Below are 23045 nucleotides of genomic sequence, written 5' to 3' on the forward strand. Positions count from 1 at the left end.
CTCTACAGGATCGAAGGAGGGTTATTCCTATGGCAAATAGAAGGGTTCGGACACTCATATTTTTTCTCGCTTTTGCGATTGCCGCATACGCTATTGTTCAGTACGGCTTTCTTAACGCTAGCGATGCCGGGCTTGTTTCTTTCAAGTTGCAAAAGCCGGACTTTGAACTCAAACCTTGGATCTATGTGCTATACGCTCATATTTTTACCGCGATATTTGCGTTGGTGATTGGACCTTTTCAGCTATTTATAAAGCCAACTCTTGCGAGGAAACGTTGGCACCGCCGATTCGGGTATGGATACGTTCTTTCGATCATCGTCAGCGGGATCGTGAGTGTGTATTTATCTCTTTTTGCAACGGGAGGTTGGATTTCCACGCTGGGGTTCATGTCGCTGGGCGTATTGTGGATGGCGACTACGTTTATCGCAACGGGAAAAATCATAGCCAAAAACATCCAAGCTCATCAAGAATGGATGTTTCGTAGTTATGCGTTAACTTTTTCGGCGGTCACGCTTCGAATGTGGTTAGCGCCGCTTGCTTTTCTACTCGGGGATTTCGAGGCGGCATTTCGGGTGGTTGCTTGGATTTGTTGGGTTCCCAATTTGCTTGTTGTAGAAGCTGTCATTTCTAAGAAGAGGTCTAAGCAGCTACAATGATTCACGGCTACCCTGTCAAAAACACAAAAAACTGCGCCTTAATGGCGCAGTTTTTTGGCATACATGCTTCTACTCTGCGTATCAAGCTTGCGTATGAAGCGTGACAAGGTAACCGTCTGGATCGACAAAAGCAAAGCTTCGCCCGAAAGGTCCGTCCGTCGGCGGCGATGTAATCGTTACACCTGCTGCCGAGAGCTTATCATGAATTTCTTGCGTATCCGGTGCATAAAGCCACAGAGCAACGCCAAGCCCGGGCTTATTCCCTGATCCGAGTTCTGTTCCCGGCAAAAGGGTACGAAGCGCAAACGTAATCGGTTTGGTGTCAAAGACCACGGCATGAGGCGGTCCCGACTCTGATCGAACAAGCCCCAAATAGTTTTGATAAAATTGCGCGGAATCTTCAACATTGCTCACCTGAAGTGAAATAAAATCGGGTCCGATAACTGGCATAAGTTCCTCCTTGAATGCGAAATTGTTTTGGTGTTATGTTGAGTATATAAGCCCCTTCCTGCCAACAGTATGTCAGTAGCTTCCGAAGCTATGAATTGAAGATTTTATATCTTAGAACTGAGGAAACGAATATGAACAAAACCGATCGGCAGCTTGCTGTCATGCTGGAATTGCAGCGACATAAGGTGATTCGAGCCGAAGATTTGGCAGCTCAATTCGAGACGAGCGTACGGACGATCTATCGAGATATTCAAGCACTAAGCGAAATGGGCATTCCGATCCTCGCGACGACGGGTCATGGCTATTCACTCATGGAAGGATATTTTCTTCCCCCTGTTACGTTTTCTGCTGAAGAAGCCGTCGCTTTGCTGATGGGGACTGACTTTATCGAGCAGCGTTTAGACGGAGAATACGTAGCCATCGCCAAATCCGCTCAACGTAAAATCGAAGCGGTGCTGGCTCAACCTGTGCAAGATGAGTCGATGCGTATTCGAGAAACGATGAAGCTGCTGCATACTGATCAATCGGTCACAGGTGTAAAAGAAAAAGATGTTCTCGGGCAGATCCGAAAAGCTATTCTGGAGCGGCGAAAGATCAAGATGACGTATCAGAAAAAAGCCGAAGACGCTACAAGCCAGCGCGAGATTGCCCCTTATGGATTGGCTCTTGTGCAAGGGCATTGGACGTTGGTTGCGTATTGCGAATTGAGACAGGATATTCGTCATTTTCGGTTGTCACGGATGATCGAACTATCGGTATTGGATAAGCGTTTTGCAATGCCGCAAGGATTTAACTTGAACGATTATCGTCCCAAAGACGATCGCATCCTGCACGTACTTGTCCAAGCCGATTCAGACCTCTTAAGCACCGTTCTTGATTCGACTAGCTTTTACGTGGAAAAGATCGAGGAGAAGGAAGGATGTCTTTTGATCCATTTCCGCGTTCGATCCATAGAGGAGCTGCTGCATCCGATCCTAAGCTGGGGAGGAAAAGCGGAAGTATTGGAGCCGGAATTGTTACGTGAACGGGTGCGAGGCGAAATCGAAAAAATGATCAAACGCTACTGACAAACTGCTGTCAGTAGCGTTTTTTTATACTGAATTTAGCTTAAGAAAAAGGAGTTGGGTTCAGCAATGAAGGAGAGCGAAAAAGCTTCGTATTGGATCGGCGTCGTATCGGCATTACATGTACAGCAAGGAGTAAGCGGCGGATTCGCGCAAATGTGTCATGGTAAATCCGCACCGTTACGCAAAATGAAACCCGGCGATTGGCTGGTCTACTATTCACCGCGGACGGAGATTAAAGGCGGCGAGCCGCTGCAAGCTTTTACGGCGATTGGAAAAGTGAAAGACGAACACGTCTATGAATACGCGATGTCCGAGACGTTCGTCCCTTACCGCCGAGATATCGAATATATGCCTTGCGAAGAAGCGAGAATCAGAGAGTTGCTAGATCAGCTGTCTTTCACCCGTGGCAAGCCCAATTGGGGTTATGTGTTTCGTACCGGTCATTTTGAGATCAGCCAAGCAGATTTTTGTATCATTGCAGAAGCGATGAACGTAGCCGTCCTGTAGAGGATGGCTTTTTGTTATCTTTGTAAGAGTCATAGAAAAACGTATTATGAATAATTTATTTTAATTTAACATCGAATAATATTAGTGGAAATATAGAATTAAATGTATTATAAATAAGTTAAACTCTATAAACTTACTTTTTAATTTAAAGGAGAATTCAAGATGCTAAATTGGGTAAATTTATTAAATGGAGAAAGAGAAAGAATATCAGAAAGTCAAAGCACTCCTTACAGAAATGAATTTGATAAGGATTATGATAGAATCATATATTCTTCATCTTTTAGAAGATTACAAGATAAAGCTCAAGTTTTTCCACTACAGGATAACGACTTTACTAGAACAAGATTGACACATTCTTTGGAGGTAGCTTCTTTAGGAAGATCGTTAGCTTGGAACATTGGAAATTGGCTTATTGAGACAAAACAATATCACGATTTTTCTGATGCTAAAAAACTCGCTTCGTTAGTAGAAGTGTCATGTTTAGTACATGATTTAGGAAATCCTCCTTTCGGTCACTATGGTGAAGACATTATCAGAAGTTGGTTCGCTGAATGGTTTTCTTCTAAAGCATATGAAGAAGCTTGTAGGAAATATGGCGATCTAAATGAACAACAGAAATACGATTTTCTTTACTTTGAAGGTAATGCACAAGCTATCAGGATTTTAAGTAAATTACAATTTTTAAATGATCAATATGGAGCGAACTTTACATATGGTACATTAGCAACCTTGATGAAATATCCATGGGAATCGAATCATAAAAAAGTAAAAGAAGGTAAGAAAAAGTTTGGATATTTTTATTCAGAGAATGAATTATTTGAAACAATTAAAGAAAAAGTGGGTATTATTGAATGTAGGCATCCTGCAACATATATTCTTGAAGCTGCAGATGATATGGCATATTTAACCGCTGATATTGAAGATGCTGTAAAAAAACATGTAATTACTTGGGATAAAGTGTACGAAGAACTTAGAAAAGAATTTGCAGACTCATATCCTACTGAATTCAATAGACTAGAACAACTACGTGAAAAAGCGCTATCAAACAAAGTTTCCAATAAAGATTTGATAGATGTACAAAATTTCAAAGTAGCTGTGCAAGGAATAATGATAAATGCGGTGGTTGATACGTTTAAATCAAATTATGAGATTATAATGAAAGGCGAATTCCAAGGAGATTTATTGTCTCATTCAACTGCTAGCGCACTTTCAGATAAGTTAGAAAAAGTTGCATCCACACATGTATTTTCAAATAAAGAAGTCTTAACTCTTGAACTAGTAGGTGATAAAGTACTAACAGATCTACTAGATCTCTTTGTTAGCGCTGTAGTAAATGTTGGAGATATAGCGAAAACAAAATCTAAGAATGAAAAATTAGTCCATTTAATTTCTGAGAACTTTAGACATATTCAAAAAATCTCTGAGAGTGGAGAACCAACAGTGGAATTCAAGAGTCTTCCCCTGTATAATAGACTTCTATTAGTTACAGACTTTATTTCAGGTATGACTGATGGATATGCAGTAAATCTTCATCGAGAATTATTAGGGGTAAAACTTCCATAACAAAAAATTATAGGGGTGATAAGAATGAGAAACGTTGAGAAAATTATTAAAAATCAATTGATTAGTTTTCTTGACAAAAACTCTTCTACCCTAGAATTTATTGAAGAACTTTCAAGTGTGGGAGATCTATTGTTTTTTGGAGGATCAATAAGAGATATTTGTTTTTTCCCTGATGAGCCTCCGATGCCTAGAGACTTTGATATTGCAATCAAATTTAATGATAAGAAAAATTTTGATTCAATAATAAGCAAGTATAATCATAAAAGAAATAGATTTGGTGGATATAAGTTACAAATATCAAATTTAGAATTTGATATTTGGGATTTGGAAAACACATGGGCTTTTAAGAATACTAGTTTGTATCCTAGTGAAGAAAATTTAGCTAAGACTGTATATTTAAATATCGATGGTATCGTATACAACTTTAACAAGGAGAAGTTGTACGATGAAGTGTTTAGATCTACAATAGAAAAATCGAAGCTGGATATAAATTTAGAAAGAAACCCTCAAATTGAATTAAATTTATTAAGAGCTCTGGTTTTTAAGGAAAAGTATAATCTGGAGCTTTCAAGCAACTTAAAGAATGTCATAAACGATTATTTAAAAGACGATGCTTATGCATTCGTAGACAATTTATACGATTTACAGACGTCTCATTATAATAATAGTTATTTCTCAAAAGAAAGAATCAAAAGAGAATTGAGTTGTTTTTAAAATTTTCACGAAAAAGTGGTTATGGGGCAAATCCTATACCACTTTTTCTTTTGTAATTAAGTAATTGATTACGTTATATAGTAAAAGTTTTTTAATAGATCTTCTCTTGATCAATTTCAGTAATATTTCTGAGTTTTATTACATAGAATTTATAAGCATTAAAATAAGTGTTACAGGAGGTTATCGATATGATTACACTTCGAACAATTACGTTAGAAAATCGGCGTGCGATGTTTAATTTGGAAGTGTCCGACGATCAGAAGCGTTTTGTCGCGTCTAATCTATCGAGCGTAGCTTCTTGTCATGTGCTGGCGACGAATGGCGGGCATCCTTTTCCTTTTGTCATTTATGAGAATGAGCAGCGGGTCAGTTTTGTCATGTTGGCTTACGGCATTACGGGCTACGACGAGCCTTCTTTGGCAAAAGATAACTACTGTATCATGCTATTGATGATCGACAAGCACCATCAGAACAAAGGCTATGGCAAGGAAGCGATGCACAAGATTATGGAATTTATTCGTACATACCCGGCAGGACTGGCGCAATATTGTTGGATTCCTTATAGCCCGGAGAATACTTCTGCGAAAAAGCTTTATGAAACTTTTGGCTTCCGAGATAACGGAGAAGTGTTCAATGAAGAATCGATTATGGTTGCAGAACTGTGAGGTGATCTTTTTGCATGAAAAAATACCCAACTTCATTTTCAGCTTAATCTTGCTATTATCAGTGACAGCTTGCGTTCCGCCGGGAACCGAAACTTATTATTTTTCTGAATACGAAGCCGATTCGCAAAAGTTCGATATTCAGCTAAACGTTATCCAATCCCATACACCTGCTCCAAAAGACTCGACGCTGCTGATCCAAAGTAAAGACGATAACGAAGCCGAACCATCGGATCAAAAAGCGAAAATCTTTTTCCGCGTCTACGACGGATCGGTCCAAAGTCAGCTTAACCAAACGACCATAATCGACGTCGACAAGATTCCAAGACCTCTTTTGAACGGACTGGATTTCGAAGCCGTACTTGTCTATGGAGATTACAAGGAAGAGATTACTTTTCATCAGGTAGACACGGGGAGGAAGCATTTCAGACCTTGATTTTCACTATTTACGACCAAACTAACTCGCCAGCTATCGCTTAACCATATGACTAGACATGCTTTTTTCCTATGACAAGAAATACGTTTAACCATGGTATACTCATAAGAATAAAAAGATAGAAGGAGCAAGCCATATGATCCCTTTCAGACACGACCATGTAGGTAGTTTTCTACGTCCAGCTAACTTAACTCAGTCACGAGAACAATATAAATCAGGCAATATCACGCATGAACAACTCAGAGCGATCGAAGACCAAGAAATCATTCGAATCGTAGAAAAGCAAAAAGAAAACGGCGTATTCGCCGTAACCGACGGTGAACTCCGCAGAAGCTGGTGGCATTTTGACTTCTTGGGCGGTCTGGACGGCGTTGAGTTGTATGAGCAGATCGACGGTCCGAAATTCCACAATATGCAGACGCGCAAAGGCGGCATCCGTGTGATCGGCAAAGTCGACTTCTCGACGCATCCTTTCGTGGAAGACTTTAAGTTTTTGAAAAAGCACGCAGGAGACACGGTAGCCAAACAAACGATCCCGAGTCCGAATATGCTGCTGTACCGCTTGGAGAACGACGCCAACATCTATACGGATCGCGAGTCTTTCTTGCAAGATACGATTGCCGCGTACCAAAAAGCGATCCAAGCGTTCTATGATGCGGGATGTCGTTATCTGCAATTGGACGATACGGCTTGGGCAGATCTGTTCTCGGAAGCGGGTCATGACAAACTGCGCGCTAAAGGTATGGAGCCAGCCGAAGAATTGAAAACAATGCAGCGCATGATCAACGAATCGCTAGCGAACAAACCCGCTGATTTAGTCGTAACGATGCACATCTGCCGCGGTAACTATAAATCCAATTACTTCTCCACAGGTGGCTACGAGTATGCTTCGGAAGTGATCTTTGGCGGCTTGGACGTCGATGGGCTGTTCTTGGAATTCGACGACGAGCGTTCCGGCGGTTTCGAATCCCTGAGACACGTCAATCGCAAAGACCTCAAAATCGTGCTCGGTCTGATCACATCGAAAACAGGCAAGTTAGAAGACAAAGAGCAGATCAAAGCCCGAATCGCGGAAGCGGCGACTTATGTTCCTTTGGATCAACTGTGCTTGAGCCCGCAATGCGGATTTTCTTCGACTGAAGAAGGCAATATTTTAACCGAAGACGAGCAATGGCGTAAGCTTCGCTACGTAAAAGAAATTGCCGACGAAGTGTGGAATTAAGCCTTAAAAAATAGCGACTAGGATTAATGGAGGGGATGTCTAATGACAGTTCAATCGAATCAAGAGCAAGAGACCATTACCGTTGAGGCATTTATTAAAGGTCAAAATGTAAAATCCCTTTCACAGTCGGCAAAAGAAAACCCGACTAATCCATCTGAAATCGTAGGCTACTTCCCAGTTACGACGAAAGAACAAGCGGTTGAAGCAATCGATGCAGCGGCAGAAGCCTTCAAAACGTGGAAAAAAACGAAGATCGAAGATCGTATCGCAAGTATGCGCAAAGCGATCGAGAAGATCCGAGCTGCCGAGAATGACATCGTGAATCTGCTATCCAGAGAACACGGCAAGCCTGTATACGACGCGCACGGCGAGATTTACGTATCGCTCATGTGGATGGAGTTTGCTTGCAATGAAGCGCAAGCGGCTCTGCAAAACGTAGTCCAAGAGCACGAAGGCGGCAAAACGATCATTTCGTACGATCCGATCGGCGTAGTCACGGCGATTAGCCCGTGGAACTATCCGATTGCGTTGTCGACGATTAAGATCGCGCCGGCTTTGCTTGCAGGAAATACGATCGTATTGAAGCCAAGCCCTTACGCGCCGCTTGCGGCAGCAAAAGTCGCCGAGATTATCGCGAGCGAGTTCCCGGCTGGCGTCATCAACGTGGTACACGGCGATTCGGACGTAGGCGTAGAGCTGACAACGAATCCGAAAGTGACCAAGATCGCGTTCACAGGCGGAACCGAAACGGCGAAGCATATCATTAGAGCGGCATCGGAAACGATCAAAGACATGACGCTTGAACTTGGCGGCAACGACGCGGCGATCTTCTTGGAAAGCTTCGATGTGAACGACGAGCGCGCGATGCGCCGGATCGTAGTCTCCAATTTCTTGACAACGGGTCAGATCTGCATGATCGCCAAGCGCGTCTACGTGCATCGTTCGATCTATGACCAGTTCGTGGAAAAATATATCGAAGCGGCAAACCGCTGGGTTCGGATCGGCGATCCTTTTGATCCGAATACAACGGTCGGTCCCGTGAACAACTTGAAGCAAAAAGAGTTTGTGCAAAGTCTGGTTGAAGATGCAAAGCAGCGCGGAGCCAAAGTGATTCCTTTGGGACAAATTTTGGATCAAAAGCTGTTCGATCAAGGCTATTACCTCCAGCCTACGCTTGTGCTCGGTTGCGATGTGCATGACCGGATCGTGGTCGAAGAACAGTTTGGACCTACCGTTCCGATCTTGCCTTTCGACAATGAAGATCAAGTGATTGAGCTTCACAACGAAAGCATCTACGGGCTAACAAGCTCCGTGTGGGGCAAAGAAGACGAAGCCATCGCGGTTGCGCATCAGCTCGAAGCCGGCACGACGATGATCAATACGGCTGCGGTACAAGGTCTGGACGTTCGCTTCCCATTCGGCGGCTTCAAGCAGTCGGGGATCGGCCGCGAATACGGCACGGAAGGGATTCGCACGTATACGGAGCAGCACGTAATCAACGTTCCGAAGATGCTGGATCTTCCTTATATTCCTGAATAAAAGTCATCAAGAAGATGCGCTTTGTTTACGGATTCCTGAGAATCGGTAAGCAAAGCGCTTTTCTTTTTTCAAACTTGTCTTATGTCCTAGGCTTACGCATTCACCGTATAATCGACAACTACAATCCCGTCTACAAACGTCCCAATTGATTGCAAAAAGCTCTGGTGCAGCGGATGCACCGCATAATCTCGGCAAGTCTGCTGATCTTCGAAAGTCACTCGAATGCCAAGCGAAAATCCTTGTGCGTGTTCGGTTTCTTCCGTCACATTAATTCCAGCGCTAAGATCCACAATGCCCGGAATCTCGCCTTTAAATCCATAGACGCGCTTAACCGCCTCTTCTTGCACCTCTGCCGTAACTTCCGGTTTCAACTTCAACAATACGATATGTTCAAACATGGGTTTTTCCTCCTAATTGTTGCTATTCCTGCTGAGTCAGGCATACACTAATGTACACAGGTCAACGAAGTACAGGAAGAGAACACATTATCCTAGGACTACCTATCCTAGTGTTCCCTATATCGATAGGAGGTAACAAAGACCATGACGAACTCATTGGATCGCTATCAGGAACTGTCTCGTTTTTTGCGTTCATGTCGTGAGCGAATAGCGCCGGAACAAGTTGGTTTGCCGCAAACCGGACGTAGGCGCACACCCGGGCTTCGCCGGGGAGAGGTCGCTTTGCTAGCAGACGTGGGGCTGGATTGGTACACGTATTTGGAGCAAGGGCGCGCTATTCAAGTGTCCGCTGAGGTGCTGGAACGAATCGCTCGGGTGCTGCAAATGGACGAGTCTGAACGCAAGCATTTATACCATCTTGCGCGGATGCAGTATCCGCTCAGTTCCTTACCACATACATCCGAGGTGCCGCCTGAGTTGCAACGTTTTTTGGATAGTCAGCATCGATCCCCGGCAACAGTCATGGATGCACGGATGAATATTATCGCTTGGAACGAATGCTACTCCGCACTGAACGGCGACCTCACTCAGCTATCCGAGATTGAGCGGAATTTCGTCTGGATGACGTTTACTTCGGAGCGGTTTCGTTATCTCAAAGGTGATCAGTGGGAGCCACACGCGCGGCGGATCGTAGCGTCTTTTTATGCCGGGTACGCGCGTCATAGCGAAGATCCATGGTGGTCAAGGCAGTTCGAGGCATTGTCAAAAGTGAGCACCGAGTTTTGCGAGTTCTGGGAATCTCATGAGGTACTGGATGCGATCGATGCACCGAAAACTCTACATTGTCCGAATCTCGGCAAATTGAATTTTGACCTTCTATCTTTCGAATACATGAACGACTCCAATCTCAATATCGCTATCCATGTTCCTCATGCTGACGGTACGGTAGAGAAGATGCAGCAATTGCTGACGGATTACCGAGGTTCCGTTGACCGCGAAATCGTTGTATTTTAACAGCTTCAAGTCTGCAAACCTTCGGCGTCTGTGGATTTTTTATATTTTGAAAGATTCCTTATATTTTCTACCTACTGATACATTTCCCTTACAACCAACGTCTTCTTATCAGCGACCGATCTGACTTCATCGCTAAAAGGAGACTTTTTTATGATTTCAAAAAACTGGCATCGCCTGACTCGTATATTCGCAATTTGTTACTTTGCCTTACTCTTCTTTTTCCTTTTCGTTGGATTTGATCGTTCGAGCGGGGTGTCGCGGGATGGTTACTTTTATAACTTTGCGGTTGAGCCGATTGTGCCTTTTCAATTTTCGGGGCTGTTACACAATCCGTTTATGTTGTTCCAACTCGGAAATTATTTAGCTTTTATTCCTTGTGGACTGCTTCTTCCTTATCTAAGAGGCTGGGGATTTTTGCGTTTGACCGCGACTTTTTTAGTCGGGATGACAATCGTTGAGACGACGCAAATGCTAACGGGACTTGGGCGGTTCGATGTTAACGATATTATTATTAACGCGCTGGGTTATCTGACTGGATATGCGGCTTGGACGATTGGGAAATTGTTCGGGGGCAAAGAATTTAGTCTAAAAAGATGGATCTATACCGCTTCTTCGTGTACTCTGTTGATCGCCTTATTTCTTGCTGCGCCTTCGATCGTTGAGCGTACTATGCAATTGCAAACAGAAGGTACCGAAATTCCTTTGGCGAATCTTTCTTCGCCTACCGGAAATGTTCGGTGGGAACAGACACCGCAAGAACTGTTGAATACGTCAAAAGAAGCAGAATCGTCTGCCGTATCTTATCTTCATGCTTGGTCAGAAGATGGGACTGAGATACTGGAATACCCATTGGACGGTAACTATGTTCGGTTCTATACTTCCGGTACTGTGGAAGGCGGTACAGGCGGATCTGCACGGTTTCTAGTTGACGGCGAAGTCGTATACGAATTTTCGTATCAAGGCGAAGAAGGTCAGACCTTCGATATCGATCAAGTCGAACTGGATGTGCGTCACGCGCAGCGATTGAAGATTGAACTGACTAAGCCTGATGAGAATGTGGACGGAAAAGTGATGTTGTGGGATGCAAGGCTGTTGCAGCGTAAAAATGCAGACGGATAAGGTCAAAGCAGAGCCGAACTTCGTTTCGGTCTCTGCTTTTTCTTCATTAAAGACTCTTTTTTAAAATCATCGTTTGAACTTAAAGGCAAACAGTGTTAATCTAACAAGCGGTAAACGCGATATATAATCGCTATTTTAACTACCCAGAAAGGTAATACCATGATAAAAGTTGAAAACTTATCTTTTGCTTTTCCGAAAAAAGAATTGTATGAAAATATATCGTTTACGCTCGAAGAAGGGCAACATTGCGCTTTTATCGGTACGAGCGGTAGCGGAAAAAGTACGTTAATCGAGATGCTTATGGACCCGGAAAGACATTTGTTCGTAGGCAAACTCGAGATCGATCCAGATTGCCAAATCGGACATGTCAGCCAGTTCCCTCAATTGGATACAACCAAAGAAATTACCGTGTTTGAATATATCGCAGCCGATTGGCTGAAGCTTAAAAATCAACTCAACGAAATCTATGATGAGATGGCAACCACTTCCGATATGGATGCGTTGATGGAAAAATACCAGTGGACTTTGGATGCGCTTGAAGCCCTCGGCGGCGACGACGTCGAAAGCGAGATTTTGAAAAAACTTAATCTTGCCAATCTTATGAAACTCAGAGACCTGCCTGTATCTTCGATCAGCGGCGGGGAGTTCAAATTGATTCAGGTCATGAAAGAAATGTCGAGCCGTCCCGACTTGCTCATCATGGATGAACCGGATGTCTTTTTGGACTTTGAAAATTTGAATTCGCTCAAAAAACTCATCAACTCCCACAAAGGCATGCTGCTGGTTGTCACGCATAATCGATATCTGCTGAACCATTGTTTCAACAAGATCATCCATCTCGAAAATACAGAGCTGCAAGAGTTTGAAGGAAGTTATATCGACTACAACTTCTACTTGCTTCAGACGAAGATTGAGCTACAAGAGATCGCCGTTGCGGAGCAAGAAGAGATCGATCGCTATGACGATATTATCGACAATCTGCGAGAGATTGCGACGATTAACTCGGATGCTTCCCGTGGCCGCGCGCTCAAAGCCCGAGTGAAATTCCAAGAACGATTGGAAGCGCGCCGGATCAAAGCTCCGTTCGTTGCGATCAAGCAGCCGAATATCCGGTTCGATCTGGATCATGACGTCGAAGAAGGCGTAACGGTCAACGTAGAAGACTACAGCGTATCGTTCGATGAGCTGCTGCTGGAAAACGTAAACTTCGAGATCAAGTCTACCGACAAAGTCGCGATTATCGGGCCGAACGGTACAGGCAAAACGACGCTGCTTCGCGATGTTTTCCGTAACCAAAATGAACAGATCCATATCGACCCGTCTAGCAAAGTAAGCTACCTGTCCCAGCTTCAAGGCGAGACATTGAACGACGAGAATACGATCATGACCGAGTTCATCGAAGCCGGATTCCCGACCTATGAAGAAGTGACTGCTTACTTAGCCGAGTATGGTTTCGAAGCGGAAATTCTGAACCAGAAGATTCAATCGTTGTCTGGTGGCGAGAAAAACATGCTTCAATTGGCAAAAGTCGGAGCGAGCAACGCCGATTTCTTGCTGCTCGACGAGCCGACCAGTCATTTGGATCTGTATTCGCAGTTGGCTTTGGAAAAAGCGATTGTCGAGTACAAAGGCGCGATCTTAATGGTGTCTCACGATTTCTACTCCGTCGTAAACGGCATGGATTACGTGCTGATCATCGACAATAAAAGTATCCGTAAAATGACGATGCGTAAATTCAGAAAAATGATCTACACCCGTCATTTCGATAAAGACTATTTGGAACTTGAACAAAAGAAAAAAGCGCTCGAGGTCAAGATCGAACTTGCGTTGAAAGACACGAATTTCGAAAAAGCGAAAGTCATACTCGACGAGTTGGAGCAGTTGATTAAACAGCTTTAACCCTTGGAATACTGAGAAAATGTGCAATATATTTAACGTTCTTCGAGATCAAAGACAGTGGATTTTTCTACTGTCTTTTTTTCTTGAACAGGCATAATCGGCTAGGACGCTAGCAGATCATGAACAACCCTAGCTTTTCAAAACAGCAACAATCGATTAATCTAAAGATCAGACAAATTTGTATACGTTTACATCGAGGATCGTAATTAATCTATATCTTTAAGGAGCTGTTGCTATGAAGTTGAAAAATAAAAATGTATTAGTTACAGGCGTATCGGGAACGCTCGGTGACAAGATTGCCACCAAGTTCTTAGCTGAAGGCGCACAGGTTAAAGGATTAATTCGTAGTGAGCAACAAACTTTTATCTGTGAGAACCTTCACATCGAACCTGTAATCAGCGATCTTAACGATAGTGAGAAGCTTAAGCAAGCGCTGCAAGATGTACAAATCGTAATTCACGCAGCCGCTTATCTAAGCGATGACCCAAAGCTTGCCGAAGAAGCCAATATTCGCGGTATGCAGACGTTAGTCGATGCTGCCATATCGGCTGGCGTAGAACGCTTCGTACATATTTCGACGTTGTCAGCCTATGACCACCTTAAAGGAGGAAGCGAGGTTGACGAATCCCGCGAATTGGCGGTCGGGCATTTCGACGTGTATGTGTCCACCAAAAGCGAGTCCGAGCGGATCTTGCGGCAAGCAGAAGCCCAAGGTTTAGAAATCGTGATCTTGCGTCCCGGCTTGATCTCTTCCGAGCACAATTCGCATTGGGGAGACCGTCTGGTGAAAAAGCTTGCCGATACGGATCATGTGGACTGGATTCATCCCGAAGACATCGCGCCTTGGGTACATGCCGAGAATGTAGCCGAGATGTGCGTGTTGGCGGCGACTCATTCGAAGGCTGCTGGTCAAGCATATAACGCTGTCGACGGTAATTACCCAGAGCAACAGTTCAGCATACGTATTCTTGAAGCTTTGAACAAGTCTTTCACGATTCCAGGCGGTGATCCGATCAAGACCGTATATAGCCATAATAAGATCGTTGAGGAGTTGGGCTATCGTCCTATCCGTACATTCGAAGAAACCGTTGCTTTGCTGGAAGAGCAAGCACGTGTTTTAATTTCTGAATCGTCTTGAGGTGCCTGAAAGTTCGTAATGCAAAAAGACCTCTCGCCATATCGCGAAAGGTCTTTTTGCACATGAAAGCTTGTTATCAAACGGAAACCAACTGTTCTAGCGTTATTTTTTCATGACCTTTTCGAATCGAAAGAAATCATCGTCACCGGGGAAAAGACTTCCTTCTTCGTGATGAGACTCATGGGGATCGGGATTATGTTTATTGTAGAACTCCACGATATGAAACCCACATTTGTTCACATAAAAATGAATATTACGCTTTTCAAAATAAGGCGTTCCCGTCTCCCAGACTACCGTATCTGGATACATCGCTTCTATAGCTTGCCAGCTTGCAAGCCCGATGCCTGAACTATGATGCTCAGGCGATATATAAAATAATTCTAGAGCATTCCGGTGCGTCTCTTCATTGATCCGAACTACAGCGCCGCCTACAGCAACACCGTGATTGGAAATCACATAAGCAGCTGCGCCTGGAGCATTTAACGATTCATCGATATCCCGGTCGGGTGGAATCGGTTCGTTTTCAACTTTGCCGAACGTCTCGACGACAGCAACGGCAAAAGCCTCTTGCAACTTTTTTTTGAATTCCGGAATATCCGATGTTTCTAACGTGGCGAGTGTAAGATTTAGCTCTTTTTTAGTAGTCGACATGAAAAGCATCCTCTTTTCTTGAATGATTATCGAACCGATTCTCCAATAGAAGGCACAGACGTTTTGGCGCGCTCGGTAGATTTGCCGTAAGTCAGTTTACGCCATACAAATTCCATAGGCCCGTATTTGAATTTTTTTAACCAGAATGTACTGAATAGAGTCAGAAACGCATATACGGCAATCGCCATCATCAATGTACCAACCGGTTGGATACGTGTCGCAAGATTCAATCCGTACCCAAGAAGCAGCCATGTTCCGATAATGGAATGTAGCAAATAACAAGTCAGCGACATCCGTCCGACTTTAGTGAATAGCATCAACACTTTTTGCGATCCAGGAATGAAAAGAAGCAGCATCGCCAGCGTACTCATATAGAACATACTGCCAGCCAATCCTCCGCTTTGCATCAGAACGGAAGACAGTTGCATCGCGATCCCCGCTGGTTCACCGGAGTAATTTGTAAATAGCGAAACGCTCTCCGTAACAACAAAAGCGATCGTGCAGACGATCCAAATTCGCATCCAGAGCTGTCTTTTTGCGATCATATCCTTGAAAAATTCCATTTTAACAAAATACACGCCTAACAAATACATCAGAAACATCGAGTATACCGTCGAAAAAGCAGTTGAGAACATCACTTTCATATCGACCCATCTAGCTGTGATTGATTGAAGATACGTGAGATTGCTGTTATGACTGTTCAACACGAAGTCTACAAATCCCGACATGTCCGACGACTGCGGCATAAAGGATTGGTAGATTGCGCTCACAATCGGAATCAATAGTTGCAGCGAAATCAAGGCAATAATCCAGCGCAGGATCGTTTGAGGTTTACATTTGTAAAAACCGAGCAATAAAAATCCGGTTAACGCATAAAAAGCCAAAATGTCGCCGACCCATACTAACGTAATATGCAAAATGCCGAATCCTAATAAAATAGTCAATCTACGCGCGAAAAGAGTATTCGGGTTTTTGACCCGTGTTACCGCACGATTCATAAAAATCATAAATCCGACACCGAATAAGAAAGAAAACAACGTGACAAATTTCCCGTCGACAAATTGAGAAACAAAAGTCTGCACGATATTGCTGGAGCCCATTTCAAATCCTTTAACAGACTCTACGATCAGAAAATAATTGGCAATAATAATGCCCAGCATTGCGAACCCGCGGACAATGTCCAAAAAGTGTATCCGTTCTTGTAAACTCATCGGTTGGGCGAGACTTCCTTTTTGTGTACGCATAACAAAGCTCCTTTTATTCTTAAATATGAACTCACTTCAACATTCAGATGTGCTTGTCGAACACCTTACGTTGAATAATATAAAGAGCAAATCTTAACGGTTTATGAAGGGTACACAAATAATAAAAAATTAATTTAGATCAACTAGACAGTTGCTTTCATAAACGATTAAGATTTGCTTTATATGCTAGTACGGAAGGTATACGAAATTCATTAGGACGAAAAGAGGGAGCGGATTTGACGCATCGCGATTATAAATCCAAGCTAACCGGAAAATTGACTCTATTGATTGCAATTGCTCTGCTCGTAAGCGGTACCGTATTTGCAATTTCGCAAAAAGTGACGGACGACCTGATCAACAATTATCTAAATTCCAACGAATATTACGAAAAAGAATCAGCACGATATATCGAGAGATTTAGCAATTATGTATCAAGTCAGCGCTTATCAACATCAGATCGTCAAGCTTTTGAGGAGTGGGCGAAAAAAGAGAATTACATTTTGCTTTCGATATCCAAAAACGGCATTCTTCAATTCGATTCCACATATTCAAAGTCCGACGAGTCTGCTTACGGCAAAGAAAAAGTATCTCAATACCATCAGAATCACTCGCGTAATGTTGCGTTCAGCGACGGTGAAGCACAAGTCATGATCGACGGATTTTATTCTTCGCGATATTTCGGTCTGGCTTTCGTAATCGAACTTCTCGGCGCGACCTTGATTTTTCTAACGATTATTCTGCTCGGCATTCGCAAAAGCTTGAATTATCTAAAAAAAATCCATCAAGAAATCCATATTCTCGAAGGCGGCGAGCTGGATTATCAGATGACCGTCAAAGGTAACGATGAGTTAGCGAGAATCGCGGAAAGTATCGAAGGGCTAAGAAAAGCTTTTCTCGGCAAACTCAGAGCGATCGAAGATTTGCAAAAAGAAAGTCGCGATCTCGTCACCGAAATCTCGCACGATATGCGCACGCCGCTGACTTCCTTGATGATGTATCTGGAGTTTGCCAAAAAAGAGCGCGGCGAAGCACCGATCGAAGAAAAAGCAGGCTATGTCGACAATGCGTACCAGAAAGCGTTACAGCTCAAAAGTATGTCTGACAATTTATTTGCTTATTTTTTGCTGGATAAAGAAGCGGAAGCGGAGTTAGAAACGGTTGCGGTAAAAGAAGTGATCTACGATCTAATGTCCGATCAGATCGCGATTCTGCATCAGGAGCATTTCGACGTTTCGATTTCAGGTGAATTACCCGACACATATATGGATGTAAGTATGGAAGAGCTTGGACGCGTGTTCGATAACCTGATGTCCAATCTGCTTAAATACGCTGACCCTAAGGAAAAAATTCATATTATATTTACGGGCAATCAAGAAACATTTGAAATCCGTATCCATAATAAGATCAAAAAAACGAATACTTCTATCGAAAGTAACCGACTCGGCGAAAGAAGTATCGGGCGTATGATGAATCGTATGCAAGCACAGTTCAAAAGCACGCAAGAAGATGAAGAATACTTGATCTTGTTAAGATTTTGGAATACGAAAAGATAAGCTTTGATTCAAAAGTATAAATAGACAAGGGTGAATAAGATGAAAAATCGGATTTTGCTTGTTGAAGACGATCGGGAAATCCGAGATTTGCTGAAGCTTTCGCTTTCCGATCAAGGTTATGAAGTGATGACCGCAGAGGACGGAGAGCAGGCGCTAGATCTTGTAGACGCATCGATTGATTTGATTGTACTGGACGTCTCGATGCCCGGAATCTCCGGTATTAAGACGTGTATACAGATTAGAGAACGATTTAATATGCCGATATTATTTTTGACAGCGAAATCCGGTACGTTGGACAAAGCCGAAGGTCTACTCGCGGGCGGCGACGATTATCTCACTAAGCCTTTTGCCCAACATGAGCTGCATGCCCGAATTATTGCTTTGTTGCGAAGATATACCGTTTACCAAGATAAAAAAGAAGATCAGGAAACGTTTCTGATTGCGGGAATATTGAAAGTCAGCGAAGAGTTCAACGAAGTTTGGAAAGGCAGTCAGAAGATCGAGTTGTCCGAACTGGAATACGGTATTTTAAAATTATTGATGGGGAAGCGAAATAAAATTTTTCCGGCACAAAATATTTACGAAAGCGTCTGGAAGCAGCCGTACTTTTACGATTCCAACAACACGGTCATGGTGCATATTCGTAAATTACGCAAAAAAATCGAAGACGATGCCGCAAGCCCAACGTATATTTTGACCGAATGGGGAAGAGGCTATCGGTTCGGGAAATGAGCATAACTATAGATAAGATCGACAGATCAAAAGCCAAAAAGAGCGACGCCATGGCAACTTGCCAAGCTCGCTCTTTTTCATAAGCTTATTTAGAAAGATTCGAAGTGCCCCACTCTGTAATTGGCTCTAACCACGTAATCTTCCGATCCAATACCAGATCATTCAATCGGTCTTCGTAAGCTTGGCGGTAAGGCTTCGGTAATTCTTCAGCCAGCCAGCTTTCTTTGGTTCCTTGCCACACTTCATAAATCACAACGTCGTCCGGCTGATCGAGATCGTCGGAGATGACCGAACTGATAAACGTCTTCTCCGCAGACATGATGTCTACGAGTGAAGATAGTTCCTCGCGGAAAGCTTCTCTTTTACCCGGCTTGGCTTTAAATCGAACGTACAGATGAATTTGCGAATGTGACATGATGAATTCCCCTTTTCAATATTGAGTATAGGGACAGTATAAATTCATCGTGGATCTTGTTCTGCAATCTACATTACATAGCACATCATTAGCTTCGTTCTTGCAAAACTTGCCTCGTATGCACCCGAATATTTCCGCGAGACGTAGTGAGTACGCCTTCTTGCGCCAATTCTTTTAACGTCAATGATACCGCTTCTCTTGTCGCTCCGATCATATCGGCTAATTCTTGATGCGTCAGAGGAATATTCAGCTCATGGTGTTCATTTTCTTGGATATTGAGCTTTTTGGAGACCCGCTGTAGAAAGTACAACACTTTGCCGCGCAAATTTTGAAAAACAAGCTGATCGACCAATTCTTCTTGCTGGCTTAATCTGTGGCTAAGTTCGCTCAATAACCGAATCGCCAGCTCTGGATGTTTGCGGAGCAGCTGTTCAAAAGGCTCCGTAGGAATCGAAAACACGATCGCATCTGCCGTCGCTTCGGTATAAGTGCCGCGCGTTCCGAGCGAAAAAAGCGGAATCTCACCAAACATACCGCCTTCATTGACGATACAGACCGTATGTTGTTTGCCTTCGGCATTGATTTTATAAAAATGAAAACTGCCTTCGATTACGAAAAAGATACCTTCGCGTTGATCGTCCGGCGTCTGAATCATATGATCTTTGGCAAAAAAGTCGATATTTTCAGGCGTGACCCATTTTTCGACCTCGTTCCAGACCGGATCGGCAAGCGATTGAAAGAAAGGCATACTTGGCAAAACGTTTTTGACCTGGTCCACGATTTCTGGCTGGGACATATTGAACTCCTTTTTGCGCTATTTTCGAGAAAAGACCGTTTCCCCTGGAATCAATATCGGTTCATAATACGTTTTCTCCGGCAACTCTTTTTTGCCTTGCAGCTTTTTGATAATCCAATCCGCCGCGTCGCGTCCCATTTGTTCTTGAGGGTGCGTGAGCGTCGTCAGCTGAATATTCGCGTTTTTCGCGATATACGAATTGTCTTGCCCGATAATCGACAATTCGTCTGGAATCGAAATCCCTAGCTTTTTGCAGACATTTACGACTTCTAAGCCCACTTCGTCGTTGTAGCATACCAATGCCGTCAAGGTATCGCGGTTGCTGCTTAAATACTGCTCCAGATTTGTAGGCAATTCATTCTTCGTCTCCGTGTCAAAAGAAAGCACATGCTCTTGTTCGAAGCCCAATTTGTGCTCGCCCAGCGCTTTGATAAAACCTTTCATCCGAAACTTGCCTTGCAAATCGTCCATTTTCGCGATAATCCCGATCTGCGTATGCCCGTTACCGATCAATTCTCGCGTCGCCAAATAACTGGATTCCACATCGTTCAGGCAAAAAAACGGCACATCCAATTCTTCGTAATACGCATTGATCATTGTAAAAGGAACGTCTTGTTCCTTGAACGACAAATAATATGCAATATTCGGATTGTACACATTACTTCGTGTCGGCTCCACGATCAGCCCGTCTATTCCGTAAGCAAGCATCATCTCAAGCGCTTTGCGTTCTTGCGCAATATCGTTATTGGTACTTGCCAGCAGCAGCGAATAATTGTCTTCGTTCAACCGACTTTCAATTCCGCGAATAATCGAAGGGAAGATATAATCGGAAATATACGTCGTAATGACGCCAATCGTTTTGTTCGAAGATTTACCCCCGGATTTCGAACGATATTGCCCGCTGACATACGTCCCCGACCCTCGCTCGCTCCGCAAAAACCCTTCATTCGCCAGCTCCAACAACGCTTTGCGCACCGTTTGCCGACTTACTTCATATTTCTCCTGCAACAGAAGCTCAGACGAAATCTTTTCCCCGACCTGATACGCCCCCGATAAAATCTCGCTTTTCAATTCATCCACAATCACCTGATACTTCGGCTTCATCCCGCTCACTTCTTTCTTTTTCTATACATTCCGCTCAAGTTGTACGTACACATTTTAACATACATCCTTTCTTTCTCAACACCGTCTCTCTATGTTCGCCAAGCTCTCAAGCTAAAAGTTATTTGATTTATCTTTGTATCTATTTTCTTTGTCATCTTTTCTCTCTTCTCTTTTCTTCTTACTACCCCCGCCCCCAAAGTTATAACTACATCCTCCACCCACCCCGCCTTTGGTCTAGAGTTGCCCAATCGCACCAGCGGAGGGAGGCGTGGAGTGAAGGAACGGAGTGTTCGCCTTTGACTTGGGGAAGCGTCCTTACTCCAATTCCAATCCAGCTTCCCCAAGTCAACAAGCGACCGAAACCCACGCCTCCCGCAGCGCCTCCCCATCACAACCCCAACTCCCAACTCCACGCACTCTCCTCTAATGTATGTATAACTACCCAAACTAATTGACAAATGTACGTACAAAAAATATACTGAACTCGTCACTTGTTGAAAACGTATTCTTTTCGAATCTCAGCACCACCAGCAGTAGAAAGGGGACACCGCTAATGACCCAATCGGACGTAGCAAATAGGATCACCCAAGGACAGACCTCACTCGGTATCGAATTCGGCTCTACCCGAATCAAAGCCGTTCTGATCGACTCCCGGTTCGACACGATAGCTTCCGGCAGCTACGAATGGGAAAACCAGTTGAAAGACGGCTATTGGACGTATGACCAGACCGAGATTATCGCCGGGCTTCAAGCCGCTTACCTCGAATTGAAACAAGAAGTCAGCAACAAACACGGCGTTCAGCTTCAGACCATCGGTTCTATTGGCTTCTCCGCGATGATGCACGGATATATGGCGTTCGATAACGATCAGAATCTACTCGTTCCTTTTCGCACATGGCGCAACTCCAACACCGGAGCTTCGGCGAAAGAATTAACGGAACTTTTCCAATTCAATATTCCCGAACGTTGGAGTATCGCGCATCTATATCAAGCCATTTTAAATCAAGAACCACATGTGCCGCAGATTCAGTATGTAACGACCCTTGCCGGCTATATCCATTGGCTGCTTACAGGGGAAAAAGTGCTGGGAATCGGCGACGCTTCCGGCATGTTCCCCATCGAAGAGTCGACGCATACGTATCACGCACAGATGATCCGTCAGTTCGATCAGCATATCGCGTCAAAAGGTTATCCGTGGAATCTTCAATCGATCTTACCTCGCGTAGCGACATCCGGCGAATCCGCAGGGCTGCTGACGGAGCAAGGCGCGAAGTTACTCGATCCAAGCGGCGATCTTGCCGCAGGTATTCCGCTGTGCCCACCGGAAGGTGACGCGGGCACGGGAATGGTCGCGACGAACAGTGTCAAAAAGCGTACCGGCAACGTATCGGTCGGGACGTCCGTTTTTGCCATGATCGTATTGGAACGCGAATTGTCTCGGTTGTACCCGGAGATCGATATCGTCACCACGCCGGACGGAAGCCCGGTAGCGATGGTTCACGCCAACAACTGCTCTAGCGATCTGAACGCTTGGGTCGGGTTGTTCCGCGAATTTGCCCAGCTTTTAGGCGTCGATGCCGACTCCGGCAAGCTTTATAGCTTGCTGCTCAATCAAGCGCTCAAAGCCGATCCCGATGTCGGCGGATTGCTCAGCTATGGCTATCTGTCGGGTGAAAATATCACGGGGCTGGAGCATGGAAGACCTCTATTCGTTCGTTCGCCAGACAGCACCTTTAATTTGGCGAACTTTATGCAAACCCATCTGTATAGCGCGTTCGGCGCACTTCGATTAGGCATGAATATTTTGACGGACAACGAGAATGTTCCGATCGATAGCCTGCTGGCGCATGGCGGTTTGTTCAAAACTCCGGTTGTCGGGCAAAAAGCTCTCGCTGCCGCGCTGAATGTCCCGATTTCCGTCATGTCTACGGCAGGCGAAGGCGGCGCATGGGGAATGGCATTGTTGTCTTCTTATATGCAGACACGTAGCGACAATGAGACGCTGGCGGACTTTTTGGAAAACCAAGTGTTCGGAAACGCCGAAGTTCAGCAATTGTCACCTGAAGCTCAAGACGTCGCAGGATTCGAAGCCTTTATCCAACGTTATGAAGCAGGGCTCGAGATTGAAAAAGCGGCTGTCCAGCATTTACCCGGGAAGGAGTGAGT

The 23045-nt window shown here is 44.2% G+C and carries 23 protein-coding genes; 16 read left to right on the forward strand and 7 right to left on the reverse strand.

Translation table 11 applies throughout. The annotated features are described in order from the left end of the window. Positions 1–29: 29 nt before the first annotated feature. The gene (locus NOM90_RS13150; protein ID WP_255942524.1) at positions 30–656 is read left to right on the forward strand and encodes a DUF2306 domain-containing protein; all 627 of its coding nucleotides are present in this window, start codon (positions 30–32) and stop codon (positions 654–656) included. Between the two features lie 81 nt (positions 657–737). Here NOM90_RS13150 and NOM90_RS13155 read toward each other — a convergent pair whose 3' ends face one another. Further along, positions 738–1106: a VOC family protein gene (locus tag NOM90_RS13155; protein WP_255942525.1), complete on the reverse strand. Its 369-nt coding sequence runs from the start codon at positions 1104–1106 to the stop codon at positions 738–740. A gap of 131 nt (positions 1107–1237) precedes the next feature. Between NOM90_RS13155 and NOM90_RS13160 the strand changes: the two genes are divergently transcribed. The 8 genes from NOM90_RS13160 to NOM90_RS13195 all read left to right on the forward strand — a co-directional run bounded on the left by NOM90_RS13160 (position 1238) and on the right by NOM90_RS13195 (position 8816). Further along, a complete protein-coding gene (locus NOM90_RS13160; protein ID WP_255942526.1) occupies positions 1238–2173 on the forward strand; it encodes a helix-turn-helix transcriptional regulator in 936 nt (311 codons plus the stop codon). A 66-nt stretch (positions 2174–2239) separates the two neighbouring features. Further along, on the forward strand, positions 2240–2680 hold the full coding sequence (locus tag NOM90_RS13165) for an EVE domain-containing protein (RefSeq protein WP_255942527.1): 441 nt from the start codon (positions 2240–2242) through the stop codon (positions 2678–2680). A gap of 162 nt (positions 2681–2842) precedes the next feature. Beyond that, positions 2843–4243: a deoxyguanosinetriphosphate triphosphohydrolase gene (locus NOM90_RS13170; RefSeq protein WP_255942529.1), complete on the forward strand. Its 1401-nt coding sequence runs from the start codon at positions 2843–2845 to the stop codon at positions 4241–4243. Positions 4244–4267: 24 nt separating this feature from the next. Then, entirely contained in the window at positions 4268–4957 is a 690-nt protein-coding gene (locus NOM90_RS13175) for a hypothetical protein (RefSeq protein ID WP_255942530.1), read from the forward strand. A 188-nt stretch (positions 4958–5145) separates the two neighbouring features. Then, a complete protein-coding gene (locus NOM90_RS13180; RefSeq protein ID WP_255942531.1) occupies positions 5146–5622 on the forward strand; it encodes a GNAT family N-acetyltransferase in 477 nt (158 codons plus the stop codon). After that, positions 5591–6055 (forward strand): hypothetical protein, encoded by a 465-nt coding sequence (locus tag NOM90_RS13185; RefSeq protein WP_255942532.1) that lies wholly within the window; start codon positions 5591–5593, stop codon positions 6053–6055. The genes NOM90_RS13180 and NOM90_RS13185 overlap by 32 nt, the downstream gene beginning before the upstream one ends. Before the next feature lie 136 nt (positions 6056–6191). Next, positions 6192–7277, forward strand: coding sequence for a 5-methyltetrahydropteroyltriglutamate--homocysteine S-methyltransferase (locus NOM90_RS13190; RefSeq protein ID WP_255942533.1), 1086 nt, complete (start codon positions 6192–6194; stop codon positions 7275–7277). Positions 7278–7319: 42 nt separating this feature from the next. Further along, a complete protein-coding gene (locus tag NOM90_RS13195; RefSeq protein ID WP_255942534.1) occupies positions 7320–8816 on the forward strand; it encodes an aldehyde dehydrogenase family protein in 1497 nt (498 codons plus the stop codon). A gap of 92 nt (positions 8817–8908) precedes the next feature. Here NOM90_RS13195 and NOM90_RS13200 read toward each other — a convergent pair whose 3' ends face one another. After that, entirely contained in the window at positions 8909–9214 is a 306-nt protein-coding gene (locus NOM90_RS13200) for a Dabb family protein (protein WP_255942535.1), read from the reverse strand. A gap of 144 nt (positions 9215–9358) precedes the next feature. On the opposite strand from NOM90_RS13200, the gene NOM90_RS13205 reads away from it, so the two are divergent. The 4 genes from NOM90_RS13205 (at position 9359) to NOM90_RS13220 (ending at position 14384) form a co-directional block, all read left to right on the forward strand. Then, on the forward strand, positions 9359–10228 hold the full coding sequence (locus tag NOM90_RS13205) for a helix-turn-helix transcriptional regulator (RefSeq protein WP_255942536.1): 870 nt from the start codon (positions 9359–9361) through the stop codon (positions 10226–10228). Between the two features lie 150 nt (positions 10229–10378). Next, positions 10379–11347, forward strand: a complete 969-nt coding sequence (locus NOM90_RS13210; RefSeq protein ID WP_255942537.1) for a VanZ family protein — start codon at positions 10379–10381, stop codon at positions 11345–11347. A 159-nt stretch (positions 11348–11506) separates the two neighbouring features. Further along, complete coding sequence (locus tag NOM90_RS13215; RefSeq protein ID WP_255942538.1) at positions 11507–13246, forward strand: ABC-F family ATP-binding cassette domain-containing protein; 1740 nt, start codon at positions 11507–11509, stop codon at positions 13244–13246. 235 nt (positions 13247–13481) lie between these two features. Continuing rightward, complete coding sequence (locus tag NOM90_RS13220; RefSeq protein WP_255942540.1) at positions 13482–14384, forward strand: NAD-dependent epimerase/dehydratase family protein; 903 nt, start codon at positions 13482–13484, stop codon at positions 14382–14384. Between the two features lie 102 nt (positions 14385–14486). Here NOM90_RS13220 and NOM90_RS13225 read toward each other — a convergent pair whose 3' ends face one another. Next, a complete protein-coding gene (locus tag NOM90_RS13225; protein WP_255942542.1) occupies positions 14487–15035 on the reverse strand; it encodes a GNAT family N-acetyltransferase in 549 nt (182 codons plus the stop codon). 26 nt (positions 15036–15061) lie between these two features. Next, positions 15062–16279 (reverse strand): DUF418 domain-containing protein, encoded by a 1218-nt coding sequence (locus NOM90_RS13230; protein WP_255942543.1) that lies wholly within the window; start codon positions 16277–16279, stop codon positions 15062–15064. Positions 16280–16515: 236 nt separating this feature from the next. Here NOM90_RS13230 and NOM90_RS13235 point away from each other — a divergent pair, with 236 nt between their 5' ends. Both NOM90_RS13235 and NOM90_RS13240 read left to right on the forward strand, forming a co-directional pair. Further along, positions 16516–17832, forward strand: coding sequence for a sensor histidine kinase (locus NOM90_RS13235; RefSeq protein WP_255942544.1), 1317 nt, complete (start codon positions 16516–16518; stop codon positions 17830–17832). A gap of 39 nt (positions 17833–17871) precedes the next feature. Next, on the forward strand, positions 17872–18564 hold the full coding sequence (locus NOM90_RS13240) for a response regulator transcription factor (protein WP_255942545.1): 693 nt from the start codon (positions 17872–17874) through the stop codon (positions 18562–18564). An 85-nt stretch (positions 18565–18649) separates the two neighbouring features. Here the strand turns inward: NOM90_RS13240 and NOM90_RS13245 are convergent, their stop codons facing one another. The 3 genes from NOM90_RS13245 to NOM90_RS13255 form a co-directional block, all read right to left on the reverse strand. Next, positions 18650–18979, reverse strand: coding sequence for a putative quinol monooxygenase (locus tag NOM90_RS13245; protein WP_255942546.1), 330 nt, complete (start codon positions 18977–18979; stop codon positions 18650–18652). A gap of 88 nt (positions 18980–19067) precedes the next feature. Then, a complete protein-coding gene (locus tag NOM90_RS13250) occupies positions 19068–19775 on the reverse strand; it encodes a Crp/Fnr family transcriptional regulator (protein WP_255942548.1) in 708 nt (235 codons plus the stop codon). An 18-nt stretch (positions 19776–19793) separates the two neighbouring features. Continuing rightward, positions 19794–20879 carry a GntR family transcriptional regulator gene (locus tag NOM90_RS13255; protein ID WP_255942549.1) on the reverse strand — a complete coding sequence of 362 codons (1086 nt, stop codon included), beginning with the start codon at positions 20877–20879 and terminating at the stop codon, positions 19794–19796. Positions 20880–21432: 553 nt separating this feature from the next. On the opposite strand from NOM90_RS13255, the gene NOM90_RS13260 reads away from it, so the two are divergent. Beyond that, positions 21433–23043: a xylulokinase gene (locus NOM90_RS13260; protein WP_255942550.1), complete on the forward strand. Its 1611-nt coding sequence runs from the start codon at positions 21433–21435 to the stop codon at positions 23041–23043. Positions 23044–23045 lie beyond the last annotated feature (2 nt).

Source organism: Saccharibacillus sp. JS10 (assembly GCF_024436065.1).
GTDB lineage: Bacteria > Bacillota > Bacilli > Paenibacillales > Paenibacillaceae > Saccharibacillus.

What these genes read in the sequence shown, in the direction of transcription:
- NOM90_RS13250 (WP_255942548.1), bottom strand. Translation starts at nt 19,775, where the DNA reads ATGTCCCAGCCAGAAATCGTGGACCAGGTCAAAAACGTTTTGCCAAGT.
- NOM90_RS13215 (WP_255942538.1), top strand. Translation starts at nt 11,507, where the DNA reads ATGATAAAAGTTGAAAACTTATCTTTTGCTTTTCCGAAAAAAGAATTG.
- NOM90_RS13200 (WP_255942535.1), bottom strand. Translation starts at nt 9,214, where the DNA reads ATGTTTGAACATATCGTATTGTTGAAGTTGAAACCGGAAGTTACGGCA.
- NOM90_RS13230 (WP_255942543.1), bottom strand. Translation starts at nt 16,279, where the DNA reads ATGCGTACACAAAAAGGAAGTCTCGCCCAACCGATGAGTTTACAAGAA.
- NOM90_RS13180 (WP_255942531.1), top strand. Translation starts at nt 5,146, where the DNA reads ATGATTACACTTCGAACAATTACGTTAGAAAATCGGCGTGCGATGTTT.
- NOM90_RS13150 (WP_255942524.1), top strand. Translation starts at nt 30, where the DNA reads ATGGCAAATAGAAGGGTTCGGACACTCATATTTTTTCTCGCTTTTGCG.
- NOM90_RS13220 (WP_255942540.1), top strand. Translation starts at nt 13,482, where the DNA reads ATGAAGTTGAAAAATAAAAATGTATTAGTTACAGGCGTATCGGGAACG.
- NOM90_RS13245 (WP_255942546.1), bottom strand. Translation starts at nt 18,979, where the DNA reads ATGTCACATTCGCAAATTCATCTGTACGTTCGATTTAAAGCCAAGCCG.
- NOM90_RS13255 (WP_255942549.1), bottom strand. Translation starts at nt 20,879, where the DNA reads ATGAAGCCGAAGTATCAGGTGATTGTGGATGAATTGAAAAGCGAGATT.
- NOM90_RS13190 (WP_255942533.1), top strand. Translation starts at nt 6,192, where the DNA reads ATGATCCCTTTCAGACACGACCATGTAGGTAGTTTTCTACGTCCAGCT.
- NOM90_RS13210 (WP_255942537.1), top strand. Translation starts at nt 10,379, where the DNA reads ATGATTTCAAAAAACTGGCATCGCCTGACTCGTATATTCGCAATTTGT.
- NOM90_RS13165 (WP_255942527.1), top strand. Translation starts at nt 2,240, where the DNA reads ATGAAGGAGAGCGAAAAAGCTTCGTATTGGATCGGCGTCGTATCGGCA.
- NOM90_RS13185 (WP_255942532.1), top strand. Translation starts at nt 5,591, where the DNA reads ATGAAGAATCGATTATGGTTGCAGAACTGTGAGGTGATCTTTTTGCAT.
- NOM90_RS13225 (WP_255942542.1), bottom strand. Translation starts at nt 15,035, where the DNA reads ATGTCGACTACTAAAAAAGAGCTAAATCTTACACTCGCCACGTTAGAA.
- NOM90_RS13175 (WP_255942530.1), top strand. Translation starts at nt 4,268, where the DNA reads ATGAGAAACGTTGAGAAAATTATTAAAAATCAATTGATTAGTTTTCTT.
- NOM90_RS13205 (WP_255942536.1), top strand. Translation starts at nt 9,359, where the DNA reads ATGACGAACTCATTGGATCGCTATCAGGAACTGTCTCGTTTTTTGCGT.
- NOM90_RS13160 (WP_255942526.1), top strand. Translation starts at nt 1,238, where the DNA reads ATGAACAAAACCGATCGGCAGCTTGCTGTCATGCTGGAATTGCAGCGA.
- NOM90_RS13155 (WP_255942525.1), bottom strand. Translation starts at nt 1,106, where the DNA reads ATGCCAGTTATCGGACCCGATTTTATTTCACTTCAGGTGAGCAATGTT.
- NOM90_RS13240 (WP_255942545.1), top strand. Translation starts at nt 17,872, where the DNA reads ATGAAAAATCGGATTTTGCTTGTTGAAGACGATCGGGAAATCCGAGAT.
- NOM90_RS13260 (WP_255942550.1), top strand. Translation starts at nt 21,433, where the DNA reads ATGACCCAATCGGACGTAGCAAATAGGATCACCCAAGGACAGACCTCA.
- NOM90_RS13195 (WP_255942534.1), top strand. Translation starts at nt 7,320, where the DNA reads ATGACAGTTCAATCGAATCAAGAGCAAGAGACCATTACCGTTGAGGCA.
- NOM90_RS13170 (WP_255942529.1), top strand. Translation starts at nt 2,843, where the DNA reads ATGCTAAATTGGGTAAATTTATTAAATGGAGAAAGAGAAAGAATATCA.